This is a genomic window from Sedimentibacter sp. LTW-03, from assembly GCF_052059825.1.
Taxonomy (GTDB): domain Bacteria; phylum Bacillota; class Clostridia; order Tissierellales; family Sedimentibacteraceae; genus Sedimentibacter.
Genome location: NZ_CP197180.1, coordinates 2,131,986 through 2,150,604, shown reverse-complemented (window position 1 = coordinate 2,150,604; position 18,619 = coordinate 2,131,986). Strand labels below are relative to the sequence as shown.

Annotated in this window: 21 protein-coding genes; 15 read left to right on the top strand and 6 right to left on the bottom strand. The window is 35.0% G+C overall.

The window, feature by feature from the left end:
* Positions 1–139: 139 nt before the first annotated feature.
* From ACS3UD_RS10660 to ACS3UD_RS10605, 12 genes are all read left to right on the top strand, one after another.
* A complete protein-coding gene (locus tag ACS3UD_RS10660) occupies positions 140–1,111 on the top strand; it encodes a hypothetical protein (RefSeq protein ID WP_308139623.1) in 972 nt (323 codons plus the stop codon).
* 18 nt (positions 1,112–1,129) lie between these two features.
* On the top strand, positions 1,130–1,702 hold the full coding sequence (locus ACS3UD_RS10655; RefSeq protein WP_308139624.1) for a DUF4376 domain-containing protein: 573 nt from the start codon (positions 1,130–1,132) through the stop codon (positions 1,700–1,702).
* Positions 1,689–2,102 (top strand): putative ABC transporter permease, encoded by a 414-nt coding sequence (locus ACS3UD_RS10650; RefSeq protein ID WP_308139625.1) that lies wholly within the window; start codon positions 1,689–1,691, stop codon positions 2,100–2,102. The genes ACS3UD_RS10655 and ACS3UD_RS10650 overlap by 14 nt, the downstream gene beginning before the upstream one ends.
* Positions 2,103–2,179: 77 nt before the next feature.
* The gene (locus ACS3UD_RS10645) at positions 2,180–3,199 is read left to right on the top strand and encodes a baseplate J/gp47 family protein (RefSeq protein ID WP_308139626.1); all 1,020 of its coding nucleotides are present in this window, start codon (positions 2,180–2,182) and stop codon (positions 3,197–3,199) included.
* 9 nt (positions 3,200–3,208) lie between these two features.
* Positions 3,209–3,751, top strand: coding sequence for a putative phage tail protein (locus ACS3UD_RS10640; protein ID WP_308140093.1), 543 nt, complete (start codon positions 3,209–3,211; stop codon positions 3,749–3,751).
* Complete coding sequence (locus ACS3UD_RS10635) at positions 3,751–5,037, top strand: phage tail protein (protein ID WP_308139627.1); 1,287 nt, start codon at positions 3,751–3,753, stop codon at positions 5,035–5,037. The genes ACS3UD_RS10640 and ACS3UD_RS10635 overlap by 1 nt, the downstream gene beginning before the upstream one ends.
* A 40-nt stretch (positions 5,038–5,077) precedes the next feature.
* A complete protein-coding gene (locus ACS3UD_RS10630; RefSeq protein ID WP_308139628.1) occupies positions 5,078–5,437 on the top strand; it encodes a hypothetical protein in 360 nt (119 codons plus the stop codon).
* Positions 5,437–5,583, top strand: a complete 147-nt coding sequence (locus ACS3UD_RS10625; protein ID WP_308139629.1) for a hypothetical protein — start codon at positions 5,437–5,439, stop codon at positions 5,581–5,583. The genes ACS3UD_RS10630 and ACS3UD_RS10625 overlap by 1 nt, the downstream gene beginning before the upstream one ends.
* A gap of 109 nt (positions 5,584–5,692) precedes the next feature.
* Entirely contained in the window at positions 5,693–6,109 is a 417-nt protein-coding gene (locus ACS3UD_RS10620; protein WP_308139630.1) for a putative ABC transporter permease, read from the top strand.
* A gap of 239 nt (positions 6,110–6,348) precedes the next feature.
* On the top strand, positions 6,349–6,843 hold the full coding sequence (locus ACS3UD_RS10615) for a phage holin family protein (protein WP_308139631.1): 495 nt from the start codon (positions 6,349–6,351) through the stop codon (positions 6,841–6,843).
* Complete coding sequence (locus tag ACS3UD_RS10610) at positions 6,836–7,540, top strand: N-acetylmuramoyl-L-alanine amidase family protein (protein WP_440977622.1); 705 nt, start codon at positions 6,836–6,838, stop codon at positions 7,538–7,540. Before ACS3UD_RS10615 ends, ACS3UD_RS10610 begins: the two co-directional genes overlap by 8 nt.
* A 112-nt stretch (positions 7,541–7,652) precedes the next feature.
* A complete protein-coding gene (locus ACS3UD_RS10605) occupies positions 7,653–8,231 on the top strand; it encodes a hypothetical protein (RefSeq protein WP_308139633.1) in 579 nt (192 codons plus the stop codon).
* A gap of 78 nt (positions 8,232–8,309) precedes the next feature.
* Here ACS3UD_RS10605 and bcp read toward each other — a convergent pair whose 3' ends face one another.
* Together bcp and yaaA are read right to left on the bottom strand one after the other, a co-directional pair.
* Positions 8,310–8,774, bottom strand: coding sequence for a thioredoxin-dependent thiol peroxidase (bcp, locus tag ACS3UD_RS10600; RefSeq protein WP_308139634.1), 465 nt, complete (start codon positions 8,772–8,774; stop codon positions 8,310–8,312).
* A complete protein-coding gene (gene yaaA / locus ACS3UD_RS10595) occupies positions 8,755–9,525 on the bottom strand; it encodes a peroxide stress protein YaaA (protein WP_308139635.1) in 771 nt (256 codons plus the stop codon). Before yaaA ends, bcp begins: the two co-directional genes overlap by 20 nt.
* A gap of 425 nt (positions 9,526–9,950) precedes the next feature.
* Between yaaA and ACS3UD_RS10590 the strand changes: the two genes are divergently transcribed.
* Positions 9,951–11,183, top strand: a complete 1,233-nt coding sequence (locus ACS3UD_RS10590; protein WP_308139636.1) for a S41 family peptidase — start codon at positions 9,951–9,953, stop codon at positions 11,181–11,183.
* 50 nt (positions 11,184–11,233) lie between these two features.
* On the opposite strand, the gene ACS3UD_RS10585 is transcribed toward ACS3UD_RS10590, so the two are convergent.
* Positions 11,234–11,617 carry a DUF2500 domain-containing protein gene (locus ACS3UD_RS10585; protein ID WP_308139637.1) on the bottom strand — a complete coding sequence of 128 codons (384 nt, stop codon included), beginning with the start codon at positions 11,615–11,617 and terminating at the stop codon, positions 11,234–11,236.
* 13 nt (positions 11,618–11,630) lie between these two features.
* Positions 11,631–13,340 carry a stalk domain-containing protein gene (locus tag ACS3UD_RS10580; RefSeq protein WP_308139638.1) on the bottom strand — a complete coding sequence of 570 codons (1,710 nt, stop codon included), beginning with the start codon at positions 13,338–13,340 and terminating at the stop codon, positions 11,631–11,633.
* Between the two features lie 191 nt (positions 13,341–13,531).
* On the opposite strand from ACS3UD_RS10580, the gene ACS3UD_RS10575 reads away from it, so the two are divergent.
* Positions 13,532–14,119 carry an HD domain-containing protein gene (locus ACS3UD_RS10575; protein ID WP_308139639.1) on the top strand — a complete coding sequence of 196 codons (588 nt, stop codon included), beginning with the start codon at positions 13,532–13,534 and terminating at the stop codon, positions 14,117–14,119.
* Between the two features lie 81 nt (positions 14,120–14,200).
* Here ACS3UD_RS10575 and ACS3UD_RS10570 read toward each other — a convergent pair whose 3' ends face one another.
* The gene (locus ACS3UD_RS10570) at positions 14,201–15,391 is read right to left on the bottom strand and encodes a glycoside hydrolase family 3 N-terminal domain-containing protein (RefSeq protein ID WP_308139640.1); all 1,191 of its coding nucleotides are present in this window, start codon (positions 15,389–15,391) and stop codon (positions 14,201–14,203) included.
* Positions 15,392–15,503: 112 nt separating this feature from the next.
* A complete protein-coding gene (locus ACS3UD_RS10565; protein WP_308139641.1) occupies positions 15,504–16,901 on the bottom strand; it encodes a copper amine oxidase N-terminal domain-containing protein in 1,398 nt (465 codons plus the stop codon).
* 196 nt (positions 16,902–17,097) lie between these two features.
* Between ACS3UD_RS10565 and glpK the strand changes: the two genes are divergently transcribed.
* A complete protein-coding gene (gene glpK, locus ACS3UD_RS10560; RefSeq protein ID WP_308139642.1) occupies positions 17,098–18,582 on the top strand; it encodes a glycerol kinase GlpK in 1,485 nt (494 codons plus the stop codon).
* Positions 18,583–18,619: the final 37 nt, after the last annotated feature.

Here is an 18,619-nt window from a genome sequence, read left to right as displayed (position 1 = left end):
AATAGAAAAATCAAAAACAAGGATAGTTGATACGGTAGTATCTATGATTAGCGATAACCATAATACATAAAACATGGTTAATGTAGGATAAAACTACGTTATTACCGTTGATATATTAGATTAAGGAGTGTGATAGAAAATGAAACAAACAACAAATTATAATCTTGTAAAACCGGAGCTAACCGATAGCCCACCCGACATAACAGTCATGAACCCAAACTGGGATAAGATTGATGAAAGATTGAAAGAAATTGAGGAAGAAAATGATAATTTGGATGCCTACAAAGCAGATTTAGTAGATGGGAAAGTGCCTAAAGAACAGCTTCCGGAGATGAATTATTTATCATCCACTGGTGATGGTAAGGATGTTACAGTCACATTTACCGAATCTGGTTCAAGAATAAATATTAATACAACGGAAAAGCTATCTGTTTTATTTGGCAAAATAAAAAAATATTTCACAGATTTAAAAACAGTAGCGTTTACAGGTAGTTATACAGATTTAAGCAATAAACCTACTTCATTGCCAGCTGACGGTGGTACATCTGCGGCATGCAGTGGCAATTCGGCAACAGCAACAAAGTTGCAAATAGCAAGGCAAATAAACGGAGTCGCATTTGACGGAACTGCAAATATAACCATAGCAGACGATACTAAAGCACCAAAATCTCATGCAAGCACTGGAACAACTTATGGTGTTGGAACTACGTCTAATTACGGTCATGTAAAGACGATAAACAGTTTAACCCAATCAAGTCATGCAAATGGTACTGCATTAAGTGCTTATCAAGGTAAAGTGTTGAAAGACCTTGTTGATGCAAAACCTGATGTTGTAACTGGAGTATACGCAGGTGATGGCACATCTTCAAGAAATATAACTTTAGGCTTTCAACCAAAAGCAGTGTTTTTATCGAGGTTTGGTTCTGTTATGGGTGAAAATAGAGCAGGCAATTTACTAGGGGGGTTGGCACTTAGTAGCTACCCTACCACACTTCAAGATAGGGATGCACTTACTATAACAAGTACAGGCTATACTGTAGTTAATAATATTAATTACGATATTTTGCTAAATTCGTCAGGTAATACTTATTATTACACGGCTATTAAATAACGTAGGAGGTTGTTAAAGTTGATTATTTATAAAAAGACTAAGGGTTTTGAACAGCGTTCAGATAAACCAAATGAAAATTGGGCAGATGAAGATTGTTTTGTTGTTGAAGACAATTCAGAATTGGCAGGTAAAATTATACAAGCATACCCATATTATGAATTTATAACAGATAGTAAAGGAAATTTAATCGACGTTGAAGTTTTAGACAATCCTAATATACTAACAAATTCAAAGGAGGTTAAGATAGCACAGTCAAAACAACAGCTTGCTGAATTTTTGCAACAAAATCCATTGCAGTTCACAGATGGAAAGCTTTATTCAGTTACGGAAGAAAAACAAACATTATTGGCAAATGCTATTCAAGTGTATCAAATGAAAGTTCAAGCAGGGCTTCTTGCCACGTTAAAGTGGAATGCAACAGGTGAAGAATGTACCGAATGGACGCTTGAAGAACTGTCCACATTGGCACTGGCAATTGCAGAATATGTTGAACCTTTGGTTGCCCACCAACAATCATTGGAAGTTCAAATTAGAAATGCCACTACTTTGGAAGAACTGGAAGGAATTGAAATCAATTATGAAATGGTTTAAGGGTTTAATTCTGTTCTTGATTGGTGGGGGTGCTTATTACACAATTGAAATTCTATGGCGAGGGCATTCCCACTTGACTATGTTTGTACTTGGTGGTGTGTGTTTTATTCTGATTGGTTTAATTAATGAAAAATTTTCATGGAAAACAAAACTATGGAAACAACAGCTAATTGCAACAAGTATTGTAACAACTTTGGAATTTGCTTCAGGGGTGATTTTAAACTTATTATTAGGCTTAAACATTTGGAATTATAGCAACTTACCATTTAACTTATTTGGACAAGTTTGCTTACAATATACAATCTTATGGTTTTTTCTGTCATTTGGGGCAATTGTCTTGGATGATTATATCAGACACTGGTTTTTGGGGGAAGAAAAACCACGTTATAAACTAATATAGGCAACAAAAGAAAAATTTGGCGTCTTGAAAGAATTCCTTTACGGCAATTTAACTGTAACAAGGGAGGTGAATATTTAATGTTTGAGAATATGACATATGAATATATTTTGGGCGATATGCTCGGAAAAGTTACAAGTGACGTGGATAAGCGTGAGGGGTCTGTTATATATGATGCCCTTGCTCCTTGTGCATACCAGATTGCACAAACTTATTTTTATCTTAATAATTTTATTGATTTGGTAAGCGGAGATACTGCTGTAGGGAAATATTTGGACAGGGTGGTTGCGGATTATGGTATCAGCAGGAAATCTGCAAGCTATGCTGTAAGGCAGGTGGAAACGACAGGAGAAGTCACTGTCGGAACAAGATGGGGATTGGAAGATACAACCTATGTTATTACAGAATCAGTTTCAACAAATATTTATAAGGCTAGGTGTGAACAGTTGGGAACGGTAGGTAATCAATATACCGGCACGCTTGAAAATATTGATAATGTGGCGGGAATTACAGCTTCATTAACAGGAATAATTGCTTCAGGATCAGATGAGGAAACAGATGAGAATCTGCGTGAAAGATTCTATGCTCAGATACAATCGCCGAGTACATCCGGCAATGCTTATAATTATAAAATGTGGGCTCTGGAAGTACCGGGCGTGGGGGATGCCAAAATATTTCCCCTATGGAACGGGCCGGGAACGGTTAAGGTGCTTGTTATAGACGGCGATATGTGCATAGATACTTCATTGCCGTCAAAGGTGAAGTCACACATTGAATCTGTCAGACCGATTGGGGCATCAGTTACAGTTTCAAACCCTTCGGTTCTGACCATTGATGTTGCCGCGAATGTTGTGCTGGACAGAACTAAGACAATGAATGATGTGCAGTCAGCGTTTGACAGTTCATTAGCTGAGTATCTAAAGGATACGGCATTTAAAATCTACAATATTAGCTATGCTAAAATAGGAAGCATTCTGCTTTCGACAGAGGGAGTTCGTGATTATGATTCGCTGCTTGTGAATTCCGGTGTTACAAATATAGAATTAGACGATGAAGAAGTACCTGTTGCCGGAGCTGTTACACTGACGGAGGTGATGTAATTGAATCTTATGACATTATTGCCTGACTATTATAAAGGCAATGTGACTATGGAAGAGCTGCAGAACATTTTGGGCAAGAATATAAATGATCTTGAAGACAGCCTAAATGAAACAATTAACCAGTGCTTTGTCAATACTGCATCCGCTTTACTGTCAAGATATGAAAAAATATATGGCATACAGGTGGATGTGAATAAGTCTGATGATTTCCGAAGAGAGCGCATAAGAGCAAAAATACAGGGAACCGGAACAGTAACTAAGCAAATGATAGCCAGTGCGGCAGCTGCATACAGCAACGGCGAGGTCGAAGTAATTGAAAACCCTAAAAGCTACAGCTTTATAATCAAATTTACAGGTGCAAAGGGAATCCCGGCAAACATATCAGATCTGGCAATTACTATTGAGGAAATCAAGCCGGCGCATTTGACGTTTTCATTTGAATATACATGGATAACATGGAATGAGTTTGATAATTACAACAAAACGTTTGATGAGTGGGATGAGTTGGATTTATCATGGGACGAATTTGAAACATACAGGGAGGTGGCATAATGCCAAGTGAAATAAAAACAGAAAACTTGGGGCTCAATAAATGGGAAGGAAACGAGTATCCAAAAAGAACAGACTTTGTTAGTGACAATGAAATAATAGACGAAGCAATAGGAAAATTAGAAAGTCTTAAAACAGAGAATAAGTCAAATTTAGTTGCAGCAGTTAATGAGGTTAGGGAACAAAATGATAATTTGACAGCCTATGCAGTGGCAAGCGGAACAAATACCTATACAGCAACAATTGTAGGAATAACAGCATTAACAGAAGGTTTCAGTATTAAAATTAAGTTTACAAAAGCAAATACAGGAGCAAGTACTCTTAATATTAATAGCATTGGAGCAAAATCAATTTTAAAAGGAAATGGCAATGCTCTATCAAGTGGAAATATTAAAGCAGGTCAAATATGCAACCTTGTATATAATGGCTTAAATTTTCAATTATTGGGTGAAGGGGGTGAGTATGGAACAGCAACAGTCTCAGAAGTGTTGTCAGGAAAAACAATTGGGACAGATGATGGATTGGTCAATGGCACAATGCCCAATCGTGGAGCTGTAAATCAAAACCTTACAGCAGAGGCTCAAGAATATACAATTCCGCAGGGGTATCATAACGGTTTAGGTAAAATTAAAGCTGTTATAACAGGACTTGTAGCAAGTGTAATAAAAGCAGGAGTTACGGTTGGCGGTATACTTGGTACATTTACAAATGATGCTACAGCAACAGCGGCTCAAATACTGAAAGATAAAATTGCTTATGTTAAAGGAAATAAAGTAGTAGGTACAATACTAAGTAAAGGAGCACAAACATATACACCTGGAACAACAAATCAGGTTATAAATGCAGGGCAATATTTATCAGGTGCTCAGACAATTCAAGGTAGTGCAAATTTTATAGAAAGCAATATAAAAGATGGGGTTAATATGTGGGGAAAGGTAGGAACTTTAAAACAAGTTAAAACATATTCACCATCAGATATAACAGTAGAAACACCTCATTATAGTGATGAAATAGGAGCTACATCATTTATAGAAACTCCTGCAACTGTATTACTAAGCTTAATGAAAAAGGATACAAGATATATAAATTATTTAACTTTTGATGGAAATGGGAGTATTTTTTTAAAAGAGCTATCTTCTAATGGTAAAGTTATTGAAGTTATATTACCATATGTTTTTACGGTATCAAGTACATCAACTATTTTTTTAATATTCAACCCTTATGGAAATACATTTACCATTCGTGATTCAAATGGAAACATTCTAAATGTTCAATTGTTTATAAATTAGAAAAAAAAAATAATATTGATTAAGATAGGAGAAAATTAGGATGCAAAAAGCAATAAATATTGAATGTAGTAATAAGAATGTAGTAAGAATTCTATCAATAGCGGAACCAGAAATAATCGAAAACAATCCTACAGGATTAGAATATTTTATCATAGAGGATTATGTCGAACCATTTGTATTAGACAATCCGCTAGCGATTAATTACCCAATGTATGATAAAGTTAATAAAACTTTCAAGTGGGCGCAAATCCAATATCAAAACACAGCAACAGAAGAATTATTAGAAATAGAGAATTTAAAAATAGAAAATACGAATTTAAAAAATGAATTACAAGTAGCAAATGGAAACATAGATATGTTAACAGAAACATTAGCGGACATGATTGGAGGAGCTATCTAATGACTGATATTCAAAAGAAAATATTAATAGCAGGAATTAAGATAAAACTAGCACGAGGTGAAGAGCTTGAAGATATTTTGATATCTTATGTTAAATTAAACGAAACAGAAAAGCAAGAAATAAGAGGGGCTTTAATAACGGCATAGGCAACAAAAGAAAAATTTAGCTTCCTAATTAATTCAAATTAAAACCGTATTACTCAAGAAGATTTGGAAAGTCTAATAACAGACTACAATGAAGCTTGAGGTAATGCACATGAGAAAAATATTTAAGTATGCGGTACTGCTTATATACGGCGGTGTGATATATTATTTTATAGAGCTAATTTACAGAGGGTACAGCCATTATGCTATGATTTTGGTAGGTGGGCTGTGCTTTATATGTATAGGGCTTTTGAATGAACTTTATACGTATAAAATTCCGCTTATAAAGCAAATGTTTATATCTTCTTTTATTGTTACGGTAATAGAGTTTATTGCGGGAGTGGTATTAAATATGTGGCTGAAGCTGGATATTTGGGATTATAGTACTTTAAGGTTCAATATATTAGGGCAGATAAGTCTGCAAACAAGCGTTGTATGGTTTTTCCTTGCTCTGCCTGCAATATACTTGGATGACTATCTGAGATATTGGATGTTCGGGGAAGCAAAACCGCAGTATAAGTTAATATAGGGAACAAAAATAATCTACTATTTATTAAAAGGGTCTCAGCAGAGGTCCTTTTTTTAATTAAGTAGAAAAACATACAAATTACTCAGTACTTATATCAAAATAGAGAAAATTAAATTATGCCAAGTTAAATGAATAAGTTGCCGGAGTTCGGGTAATTGCGGCAGCTATAGAGCATGTACAAGATAATGGCATATAATATGATAAGAGATGAAATGCTCTTTTAAGGGGTGAAATAAATAATGGAAAATTTAAACAGATATACAATGGAAATTATATCAGGATATAACATTTTGATAGGCGTAGTGGTGACCATAATGACAGCAGTGTTTGGAGAATTTTGGTATTTATTTGCTGCGTTTTTGGTTTTTAATATAATAGATTGGTTAAGTGGCTGGAGCAAAGCAAGAAAGCTAAAGATTGAAAACAGTGAAAAAGGACTAAGCGGTATAGCAAAAAAAATATGGTGTTGGGTGCTCATCCTGGTGGCATTTATGATATCAAATATATTTATAGTTTTAGGAAATGAACTTTTAAATATTGAACTTGATTTTTTAACATGGTTTGGATGGTTTACTTTAGCCAGCCTGACCGTAAATGAGGTAAGAAGTATTCTTGAAAATTTAGTTGAAATAGGTATTAATGTTCCATTTTTTTTGATTAAAGGTCTGGCTGTTACAGAGAAATTGATCAACAGCAAGATTAATATACCGAATGATGGTGACAGTGATGATTAAGATACTCATAGACCCCGGCCATGCGCCGGGGAATACCAATAAAGGACCTACTGGTTATTACGAATATCAGGGAGTATGGACAATATCTTCTTATCTGAAGGAGATGCTCGAAAATAAAGGAATTCAGACCGAGTTTACCCGTACATGGGACCAGAATCCTGATCCCTATGAAAGAGGTCAGAAAGCGGCAGGTTATGATTTATTTATATCGGAGCATACCAATGCCAGTGGTGACGGCAGGGCACGTGGAGTAGAAGTGTTTTATGATTATTCAAAGCCTCAAGATGTTGAATTTGCACAACAATTAGCTGACAATGTTTCTTCGGTAATGGGAAATTCAAGCAGGGGTGCAAAGACGAGAGTATACACCGAAAGCGGTAAAATATACAACTATTACGGAGTTATACGAGGTGCAGGAGCTACAGACTGCAAACATATATTTCTTATTGAGAGCGGTTTTCACGATAATGCCGATGATGAAGCATTTCTAAAAGTTGATGAAAACCTGAGGAAAATAGCGCAGGCACAGGCAGAGATGATTTTGAAATTTTTGTGGGTGAATGATATGACGGTGCAGGAAGCAGAAAAGGTAGTGAAGGAAAGAGCAGGACTTGATGATAATACTATGCAGTATCTTAAATATTACAGGTATGGAGAAGCTCTGCTGATAAAGCTTGCAGAAGATATGGAGCATTAATATTATATATAATTACTTTATTTTGTCCGGGTATTTCCCGGACTTTTTATCTTTTGACATATTACTAAAATATGGTATAATTGTAGAACCAACAAAGTGAGGGGGAAATATAGTGAAGAAGATAGGAATTTTTTTATTGATAGCGGTATTACTGATGGTAACAGGGTGCAGCAAGGGAGAAACGGCAGAACAGGCGACTGTGAATGCTCTTGATGCTGTTAAGACATTGGATAAGGAAACTCTAGGCAAATACATGAATTATAATGAGCTTGTTGAGTCGGACGACGGCAGTGAATCAGAATACATAAATAAAATATTTGAAAATTTAGATTATAAGATTATATCTTCAGAAGAGAAAGAAAACGAGGCTGTTGTGAAAGCGGACATTACAAACATAGATATGGAAAAAGTAATGGGTGAAGCAATGAAAAACTCACTTGCTGAAGTGTTCAGCCAAGCTTTTTCCAATTTAGGGGAGCAGCAGAGTGAAGCAGAAAGCGAAGATATGTTTAATGAACACTTTGAGCAAGCAATTGAAAATAACAAAGACTCGAAGGTTGTAAACACTGTTGATATCAAGCTTACGAAAGTTGATGAACAGTGGAAAATAAATATGGACAGCGATCTGCAGAATGCACTTATGGGAAACCTGTATAGAGTTGCAAATCAGCTCAAGGACATATTTGAATAAAGCATGTACAAGTAATAAGCCCCTCTGGTTTAATGTAGAGGAGCTTATTTTATTTCAAGAAAAATAATTTTAATAATATTACTTGCTGTTTCTCAGATATTCCAGCACATCCTTAGCGTTTGAGTCAGGTTTTACTTTGGGCATTACATCTTCGATGATTCCATTTTCGTCAATTATATAGGTTGTTCTGACTACTCCCATGCTTGTTTTTCCGTACAGCTTTTTTTCTTTCCATACATCATAAGCAGTTATGGCTTTGAGTTCAGGATCTGAAAGTAATATAAACGGCAGATTATATTTATCCACGAATTTTTGATGTGATTTCATGCTGTCTTTGCTTACTCCTATAACTGTTACACCGAGCTCGGTAAATTCATCGTACATTCCGGCAAATCCGCAGGCTTGTTTTGTACATCCCGGAGTGTTATCTCTGGGATAAAAGTATAATACTACTTTTTTGCCGGCAAAATCTTCAAGAGATACTTCTTTTCCATCCTTGTCAGGTAAAGTAAAGCTTGGTGCTTTAGTGTTTTTTTCCAACATTGTTGTTTCCTCCTTTTATAAAAACATAGGTATTGTCATCAGATAGTTTTTCTTTATATAAATAGTTAAGCCTGTTAAAATTTTTAATGCCTTGTGCATCCGTAACTTTATTTTCTGCCATATAACGCACCATTTCCCCTCGGGCCATTTTAACCTGCGTTCCTTTTTCAATAACTTTTTCACCTTTAATTTCGCCGAAAACACATGTGATAAACTGCACATCAGGCTCAAGGTAATCTGATATGCATCTGCTGTATTCCTTGGATGCAAGATTTATAATGCATCTGCTTTCTGAAAATAGTCTGTCAGCAAGCTTTCGTCCCCAAAAATCATAAAGCGAATTTAATTCTTCAGTGTTCAGTCTTGCCTGCATTTCTAATCTGTATGGTGTAATGCCGTCAAAAGGCATAAGCAATCCGTAAAAGCCTGACATTATCCTTAGGTGTTCGTCTATGTATGTGAATTCTTCATTGCTAAATATATCTGGAGACATATATTTGTATTGTATTCCTTCATATGAAAGAATAGCAGGTGTAAGATTTTTGTATAAATTCATGTTTTGAAACCGCTGATAATTTAATGCAGCTATTTTATCGTTACACTTCCATATTTCTTTTAACTTTTCGTAGCTAAGACATTTAATATGCTCAGCTAGTAACTCTGCTTCCTTAATAAATTGCGGAAACTTTACATCAGCCGGAAAATTCGTGTCAGTTTTCATTTTCTTGGCCGGCGAAATAATAATTCTCATATATTTCTCCAATATGCAAATATTCTATACTAAGCTATCTTTAATTTTTTAATAGTTTTTGTTTAATAGATAATCCCATTAATTGTATATCTATATTAAAAATGGTATCATAATAAACATAGATGTCAACAGTTTAATTTTAAATGCTAATTTATGGACAAAAAAATTAATATTATATAATTAATATTATAATAAATAAATTGCTATAAATATAAAGACAGAATAAAATATATTTATTTTAAATTCATACTTTAAATATAAAAATAATAAACTAAATATTTTTATTTAGAACAATTTGTGCTATAATAACACAGATGTGCAATTTAAGGTTGTATTAATTTAATAGGATAAAATAATACGGCGTAGCATATAAATAATTATAAGCGTTTAATTTGAGCTTAACTTTAATTGTCAGGAGTGAGTATATGGTATCTAAGAAAAAATATATTCTTACGATTATCGTGGTTTTTTTTGTAACTGCTTTTTTGACTTTTTCACTGGGAAATGTATTTTTAGTTGAAGTAGGGCAAAGGGTAGTTTTATCTGATGAAGCATACACTGAAATGAAAGAAATATATGAAAAGTATGCAAAGCAAGAAAGTGTAATGAAAATTGCACAGAGGGATTTCCTTTATGAGGCTGATGAGGGAAAAATGCTTGAAGGAGCATTGGAAGGCACACTGAAAGCCTTGGGAGACCCGTATACGCAGTTTATGACCAAGGAAGAATTTGAAGCACTTATGCAGGATACTGAGGGTACATATGAAGGTATTGGTGTATACATTACTGCAAGTGATGATAATAAAATAATGATAGTATCACCGATTGAAGATACTCCGGCTGAAAAAGCAGGGCTAAAGACAGGAGATAAAATTATCGGAATTAACGGAACCGAATTTACTGCTGACAAAATTGACGAAGCGGTAAGTATTATGAAGGGAGAGCCCGGAACTAGCGTAACTCTGACAATACAGCGCCTTAAAGATGATAATACAAGTGATATTTCCGACGTGGTTGTTAATAGAGAAAAAATTAAAATTAAAACAATAAAGCAGGCAATGCTTGAGGATGGAACGGGCTACATTAGAATAACAACATTTGATATGCATACAGCAGAAGATTTTAAAGCAGCATATGCAGAGCTTAAAAATCAAGGTATGAAGGGACTTGTAATTGATCTTAGATATAATCCCGGTGGAATAATTGATGCAACAGTTGATATTTCTGATATGTTCATGGGTGAAGGAATAGTGACCTACACTAAGACTAAATCTGGAGAAACTGAATATTTTAAATCGGATGCAAATGCTGAGGATATACCGATTGTTATGCTTATAAACGAGGGAAGTGCCAGTGCTTCTGAGATTATGGCCGGAGCGATGAAGGATACCCAAAGAGCAACTCTTATAGGAACAAAATCATTTGGCAAGGGTATTGTACAGAGAGTCCAAAGATTCGGAAGTGATGGTGAAGGAATTAAAATGACTGTTTCCGAGTACTTTACTCCAAATGGGATAAACATTCACGGTATAGGAATAGAGCCTGATATAGAAATAAAATTATCTGAAGATTCGTTAGGATACGGATATGAATACTATGATACAGACAATCAGCTGCAAAAATCAGTAGAAGTATTAAAAGGAAAAATGAATCAATAATAGCAGAAGAGATGGATTATTTTTAAATAATCCATCTCTTTTTATTTTAATTATCTTGTGAAACTGATAAATCTTGTGCCTTGGAAATTAAGCGTTCCTACGTCGCCCTCTGCAAGCATTCCAAACTCTCCGGACGGAACTTGAAATTCCATACGTTCGCCGTTGGTAAGTTCAAATGTTACATAGTACAGTGTTCTGCTTGTATGAAGATTCATATTCATATTATCTGTCCTGTGTCGATGGCGGCTTGTAACATCATATCTTTTGGAAATTATTTTCGCTTCTACAGGTATTATGGGCTGTTTGTTATTGTGCATATTTGTCTGAATATTTTTAATAATTGTATAAACTATATACCCGAATACAAATAAAAATATAATTGGAAACAGGCTGAACATTATACCGTGTCCCCAAAAATAATTAAAATGTGCCATAATAATTTCTCCTTTAATATATTAATACTGTCTTGTCTGCATCATCCCATATAACAGTCTTATTAATCGATTCACTAATAAATCTTAAAGGTACCATAATTCGATCGTTGACTATTCTAGCAGGTACATCCAATGTGCTTTCTTCGCCGTTGATGTAAGCGGATTTGCTGTTTGACGGAATAATTATTGTTTTATCCTCATACTGAACAACAGCTGCACTTTTTTCATTATCCCATGATACAACACAGTTCATAACTTCGAAAACAGCTCTTAATGGAACCAGGGTTCTTCCATCTTGAATGAAGGGCCATTGATCAATAGAGCTGAAATCTATATATTGATCATATACTTTTACATTTACAGGGTTGTCTGGTTTTTTGTCTGTTATATATTCAAACGCCTGAGAATTTAAAGCAGTAATTGTTACAGCTTCCTGTATTCCCTGATATTCAAATTGTATTGTGTAGCTGCCGGGTTTCTTAAATGTTACAGTACCGTTGTAAATGCTTATACCATCGCTGTCGTACGGATATATAAGCACATTTTTGGTAATGTTTGTTTTTTTATCTCCATACATTGCATACACGTTGAATTTGAAATCAGTAGCTGTGTTATAGATTTTTTTGCTAAAATCATGTACGATGCTTTCAGGTGTTTCCTTATATGTATTGTATAAATTTAGAATATAATATTCGCCTGTGCTGTCGCTGTTAAGCTGACCATAGCTTATCAACGATATGTAGTCGTGCTTGCTCAGCAGTTTTGACATTGCATTGTAAATAGTGTCTTGTGACAGTGACTTGCTGATTCTTATGGATATTCTTAATGGTCTGTGGCTAATTTTATATTCAAGTATATTAGACAAATCTTTTTCTGTTTTTGCGGTATTTACATCATCATACACGTCAAGTCCTGTTTCCATTAATAATTTATTGTATGATAATTCTTTAAGATATTCATAGTAACTTTTGCTTGCTTCAGGTAAATCTAAGCCTTCGTCAATTATGTGATCCTTTAGAATTTCTTTGTCGGTAAGCATATAATAATTGTAAGATACCCTGTTTACATCTGGAAGAGGATCATTCCATGTTGTGTCTAAATGAAACCACCAATCTCCAAGTTTAACCATGTTCCAAATGTGGAGTTCTCCATTTGCAGTTCCTGTAACCAATTTTACCGGTATATTCAGTTCGTTTAACATATTATATGTTAAAAGAGCATAGCCGTTGCATACAGAAGTCCCCTGTGTAAGCAGGTCATAATCAGAATACAGCTGCATGGATTCATCATACTTGCCATGAAGCACTATGTAATCATGAACGGCCTTAACCTTTTCATGATCATTCATGGATGGATTTATGATTTCAGATAAAATGTTTTTAATTTGCTTGTCAGCTTCGGCTCTTTCGGAGCTTGTGATAATATAATCCACATTCACGTCAATTTTACTTGCCTTGGCTGTGCCTGTCACATCCCATCCTACAGATTTAACGTAAGAGTTAATATGAGGATATTTATCAACTGAATTTTTGAGTATTTCCTCTATGCTGTCCCATGATCCGTTATATTTTATTTCAAAATTTTGATTGTACTGGATTAATTGCTGCAATAAAATATCTTCCAATTCATTAGTGCCTGCAGCATTTAATTCAGCTCCGAATACATTGCATGTATGTGCTATCAACACAGAGCTTAGAGCTAATGCTATGATGTATTTTTTCATTTTATCACCTTCCCAAATTTCTCATTCAATTATATACTATATTTTGGAAAATATAAAGTGTAATTAATTGACAGCGTATGTGTTGAAAAATAAATTAATTTAATGTAGTATATTTAATATTATATAAATAAATGAAGTATTAAATTAATAGACGTAATTTACATAGAAAAAGTTTCATGTGAGGAGAAAATATGTATAAAAAATTTTTAAACAATATATTGATGAGTGAAAAGCCTTCGAAAGGCATTTATAGACTTATAGAAACAAATGAAATTATGGAAGTCATTCCTGAGCTGATGGAACTGAAGGGGTTTGATCAGCGTACTCCCTACCATGATAAAGATGTTCTTGATCATACCATGGCTGTTCTTGATTCAATTAAGCCAAAGCTTCACTTGAGGATGGCAGCTCTGCTTCATGATATAAGCAAGCCTGAGTGCTTTACAATTGATTCTAAGGGAAGAGGTCATTTTTATGGACATCATATAAAATCAGCAGAAAAAAGTGAAAAAATACTTAAACGGATGGGGTATGATGAAAAGTTTATAGATGAAGTCACTATACTTATTAAGTATCATTACATAAAAGAAATTATTTCAAATGTAAAAGAAAACGGAATTAAAAAATTCATAGATTCAGTAGGAGAAGACCGTCTTGACGATATGCTTGAGCTAATAAGAGCAGATATGTCAGGCAAGCCGGATAACGGGAATTTGAAGGTTGTACAAAAGCTGGCGAAGCTTACTAAAGAATATATGAACGAAAAATATGACGAATAAATATTGCAGCAAGTTAAGGGTCAGCCTAATGGCTATCATTATGCTGACATTTCCCAGAGAACTTTTTTGCAAAGATGATTTTTACATTAAATTCATATAACATTTCCATTGCAGAATTCTCAATACAGATTCATTGATTCTATCTTTAGAGACATCGCCTGCTTCTAGTGCATTCAATAACACATTAAAGCTATTTTCAAAATCAGTTACGATAATCATGTCATTTCCGGCCATCAATGCCATAACTTCAGGGGGCAGCTCAGTGTTAAGCTGTGCTATTGCACCCATGGAAAGGTCATCTGTCATTATAATTCCTGTAAAATTCAAATCATTTCTCAGGATATCAATGACATTTTTTGATAGAGAGGCAGGCAGATTTTTACCTATTGCTTCGACTATGTTGTGAGAAACAAGAATGCTTTCTGCTCCTGCTTCAATTCCGGCTTTGAAGGGAAGAAAATCACTTTTTATAAACTGCTCGTATGGGCGGGAATCATGCGCCGAACTGTTATGAGTATCGGTGTTGTTTCCGTATCCTGGGAAGTGCTTTAAGGTTGAGGATATGCCTGTCTCCTTCATGGCTTCGACCACGTTTATTACATACTCAGATGTTTCATCAGCACTTTTTCCTAATGTTCTTAAGTTTATGAAATCCGATTCGTTTTCAGATACGTCAGCAACAGGAGCCAGATTCAAGTTTATTCCAAGGTCTAGCAAAAGCTGCGATTTTTCTTTCGCGTCTTTTTTTATTTCCTCAAATCCTCCTATTGCATAAAGCTCTTGAGGAGATTTGAACTTTTCAGTGGCAAGAAGTGGATTTAAACTTACTCTTACTACTGTTCCTCCCTCTTCATCAACGCCTATTATCATAGGTATGCTGCCGCTTTTCTGATAGTAGCTTATATTTTCTGTTACCTGTTCTTTTGTTTTCTGTAAAAAATCTTTTCCAAACAATATAAAGCCGCCCGGCTTCATTGAAAGAAAATTATCGAGTTGTTCTTCATCCGGGCATCTAACAAGGAACATTTGTCCGATTTTTTCTTCTGTTGACATTGAGTCTAATATGTTTAATGCCTGTTGTCTGTATTTGTTAAAAATGCCTGTATCTTTCTGTTGAGAATCTTTCTCGGGTTCTTCAGGTTCCGGCTGCTGTGCGGGTTCTTCTGCCGGCGGAACAAAAGTATCGTTTCCTCCATCTGTATCCGGTGGTGACGATATCAATGAGCAGCCCGACAATACTAAAGTTATTATGAGTACTAAAATTTTATTCATGTTTTACTCCGATTATAGTGATATCAATAATATTACCATACAAAATAACTTTATCAAATTAAAAAAATATGGAAACAAAAAGCGGGTACTTTTAAGTGACCCGCTTTAAAATTTATTGAATTGTATCTTCTTCAGGTTCAGTAGTTTCAGTTTCAACAGCAGTTTCAGCATCAGTTTCAGTTTCAGCTTCAATCTGATCTTCAAGTTCCTGCATCATCTCTGATATATCAGTTGCATTCAGAGCTTCTTCAGGAATTTCAAAGTCCTCTGCTTCATTAATATTTTTTATTTCCATCTGCATTGTTGCTTTCATTTGCTTCAACATTTCCAATTCGCTCTGAGGTACTTCTCCCATCATAGCAGTCATATTATCCATCATAGAAAGTACAAGGCTGCCTAAATCAGCTTCATATTTAACAATTTCACCTGACTCTTCGTCAATATATACGATGTATACTAAATCTCCGATTCCTCCATCTGCAAGTCCCTTAATCATTTCTGCAGTTAATATATCCTGCTCGTTTTCTGAAGCAGACATTTCGTCAATATATTCTCCGAAGATATCCTTGAAGATTTCGTTTGAAAGTGTATATTGCATTCTCAGCATTGACTTGCCTGATTCATCCTCATATTTTCCGAAATATTTTATATCTTTGATGTATTTTTCTGATAATTCTTGATTTGCTTTTATTGTTTCAGCGTTGTATTTAAGCAGACCAGAAAACATTTCGTCTTCATATTCGGATTTCATCCATGTGGTAGAATCGTCTTGGTCTTTTATTCCCATATATGTAGTAAAGGTTGTATCATCAGAAACCATGTACATGTCCATTACAGGCTGAGTGATTTCTTGATCCATCACATTCATCACAATGTTTGAATTAATCTTTGCCTTTAATGCCGGCTCCATAAATATAGTCATATACATTTTCATATCCATATCTACTGATTGAACACTTCCAGCATCATCTGCAACAGGTATTGACATATTTACCAGTATATCGGCATCATAGTTTTTCCAGTCATATGATTTGTTGGTAGCTTCTTTTAAGATTGTTTCAGCATCAACAGGTTCGGTAGCTATAACGACTGTTTTTAAGTTCTGATCCCATTCAACAGATGAACCGAAGGCTTCAACAACAGCTCTTATGGGAAGGTATGTCTTGCTGTTGACAATTTTAGCTGCTGTGTCATTTGCTTTCTGTTCTCCGTTTACTATTATGTAATCTTGGTCAATTGGAACTTCCACAGTGGTATCATCTTTAACTGCTGTGGCAATGCGGTTGTCATTGTCCCATTCAACATTTGCGCCATAAGCTTCAAGAGCTTTCCTGAACGGAACAAGAGTTCGTCCGTTTTCATCTACGAATGGCATACCTGTATCTTCTGAAAATTCAACGCCTACAGAATCTATTCTCACAGAAATTGTATCTGTAGTTTGTGCAAAGGCTGTAGCCTGTGCTAATGCTAATATTAATACTAAACTTAGCAATAAAGTAATTTTTTTCATATTATCCTCCTATTTTTGTTGCTTTATATAATGATATATTAATGTCAAATAAAAATCAATACATGATTTATTACAGAAAACGGTATTATTTATAACATTTTACATAATCTTTGAATGAATTACTTTTTTGGTTATTTCGTTGATTATTTCAATTTTGAAGTATATAATTGAAGTAATATTTGTTTTAGGAGATTCTATGAATAAAAAATATGTACTTGCACTAGATCAGGGAACTACGAGTTCTCGAGCCATACTTTTTGATAGAAACGGAACAATAATAAATATAGCTCAGCATGAATTCAGACAGATATATCCAAAGCCGGGATGGGTGGAGCACGATCCGGTAGAAATTTGGGAAACGCAATTAAATGCTGCTAAAGAGGCAATTGCTAACATTGATCCATCTGAAATATCATGCATTGGAATAACAAATCAGCGTGAAACTACGGTAATGTGGGATAAGAATACGGGCAAACCTGTGTACAATGCCATTGTATGGCAGAGCAGGCAGACGTCAGAGATATGTGATGAGTTGAAAAAGGAAGGACTTGAACCTTACATAAATGATACTACAGGTCTTGTAATAGATGCGTATTTTTCTGGGACGAAAATCAAATGGATTCTTGACAATGTGCCGGGTGCAAGAGAAAGTGCTGAAAAGGGAAATATATTGTTTGGAACAATAGACACATGGCTTGTTTGGAATCTTACAGGAGGCAGGCTTCACATAACGGATTATTCAAATGCTTCCAGAACTATGATATATAATATAAAAGAGCTGAAGTGGGATGAAACCATATTAAGTGCTCTTAATATACCTTCTTCGGTATTGCCTGATGTAAGGCAGTCATCGGAACTTTACGGAGAAACAAATAAAGAAGTATTCAGTATAGGAATACCTATATCTGGAATCGCAGGTGATCAGCAGTCAGCATTGTTTGGTCAGATTTGTTTTCAGGAGGGAATGGTTAAAAACACATATGGAACAGGTTGTTTCATGCTCATGAATACAGGTGAAAAAATAGTAAAATCTCATAACGGGCTGGTGACCACCATTGCATGGGGAATAGGTGGAAGAGTCGAATATGCCTTAGAGGGTTCAATTTTTGTTGCCGGTGCGGCAATTCAATGGCTGCGAGACGAATTAAAAATAATACATGATGCCGCTGATTCTGAATATTTTGCAAAAAAGGTCAGTGACAGCAACGGAATATATGTTGTTCCGGCATTTACAGGTTTGGGAGCTCCATATTGGGATATGTATGCAAGAGGTGCAATTATAGGACTTACAAGAGGAACAAATCGAAATCACATAATAAGGGCTACACTGGAATCTATTGCATATCAGACAAAAGATGTTATTGAAGCTATGATTGACGATTCCGGCATTAATTTAACAGCACTAAAGGTAGACGGAGGTGCCACGGCAAATAATTTCTTGATGCAATTTCAATCAGACATACTGAATGTAAAAATTGAAAAACCTGAAGTTACAGAAACAACAGCTTTGGGGGCGGCTTATCTGGCAGGCCTTGCAGTAGGATTCTGGAAATCTAAAGGTGAAATTTCCCAGAATTGGAGCATGAGCAAAAGTTTTAAACCTCAAATGGATAAAGAAAAAAGAAAAGAACTTTACAGTGGATGGCAAAAAGCAGCTGACAGATCAAAGAATTGGATATGACGAGGTACTTCATAAAATATATGAAATTTACTATATA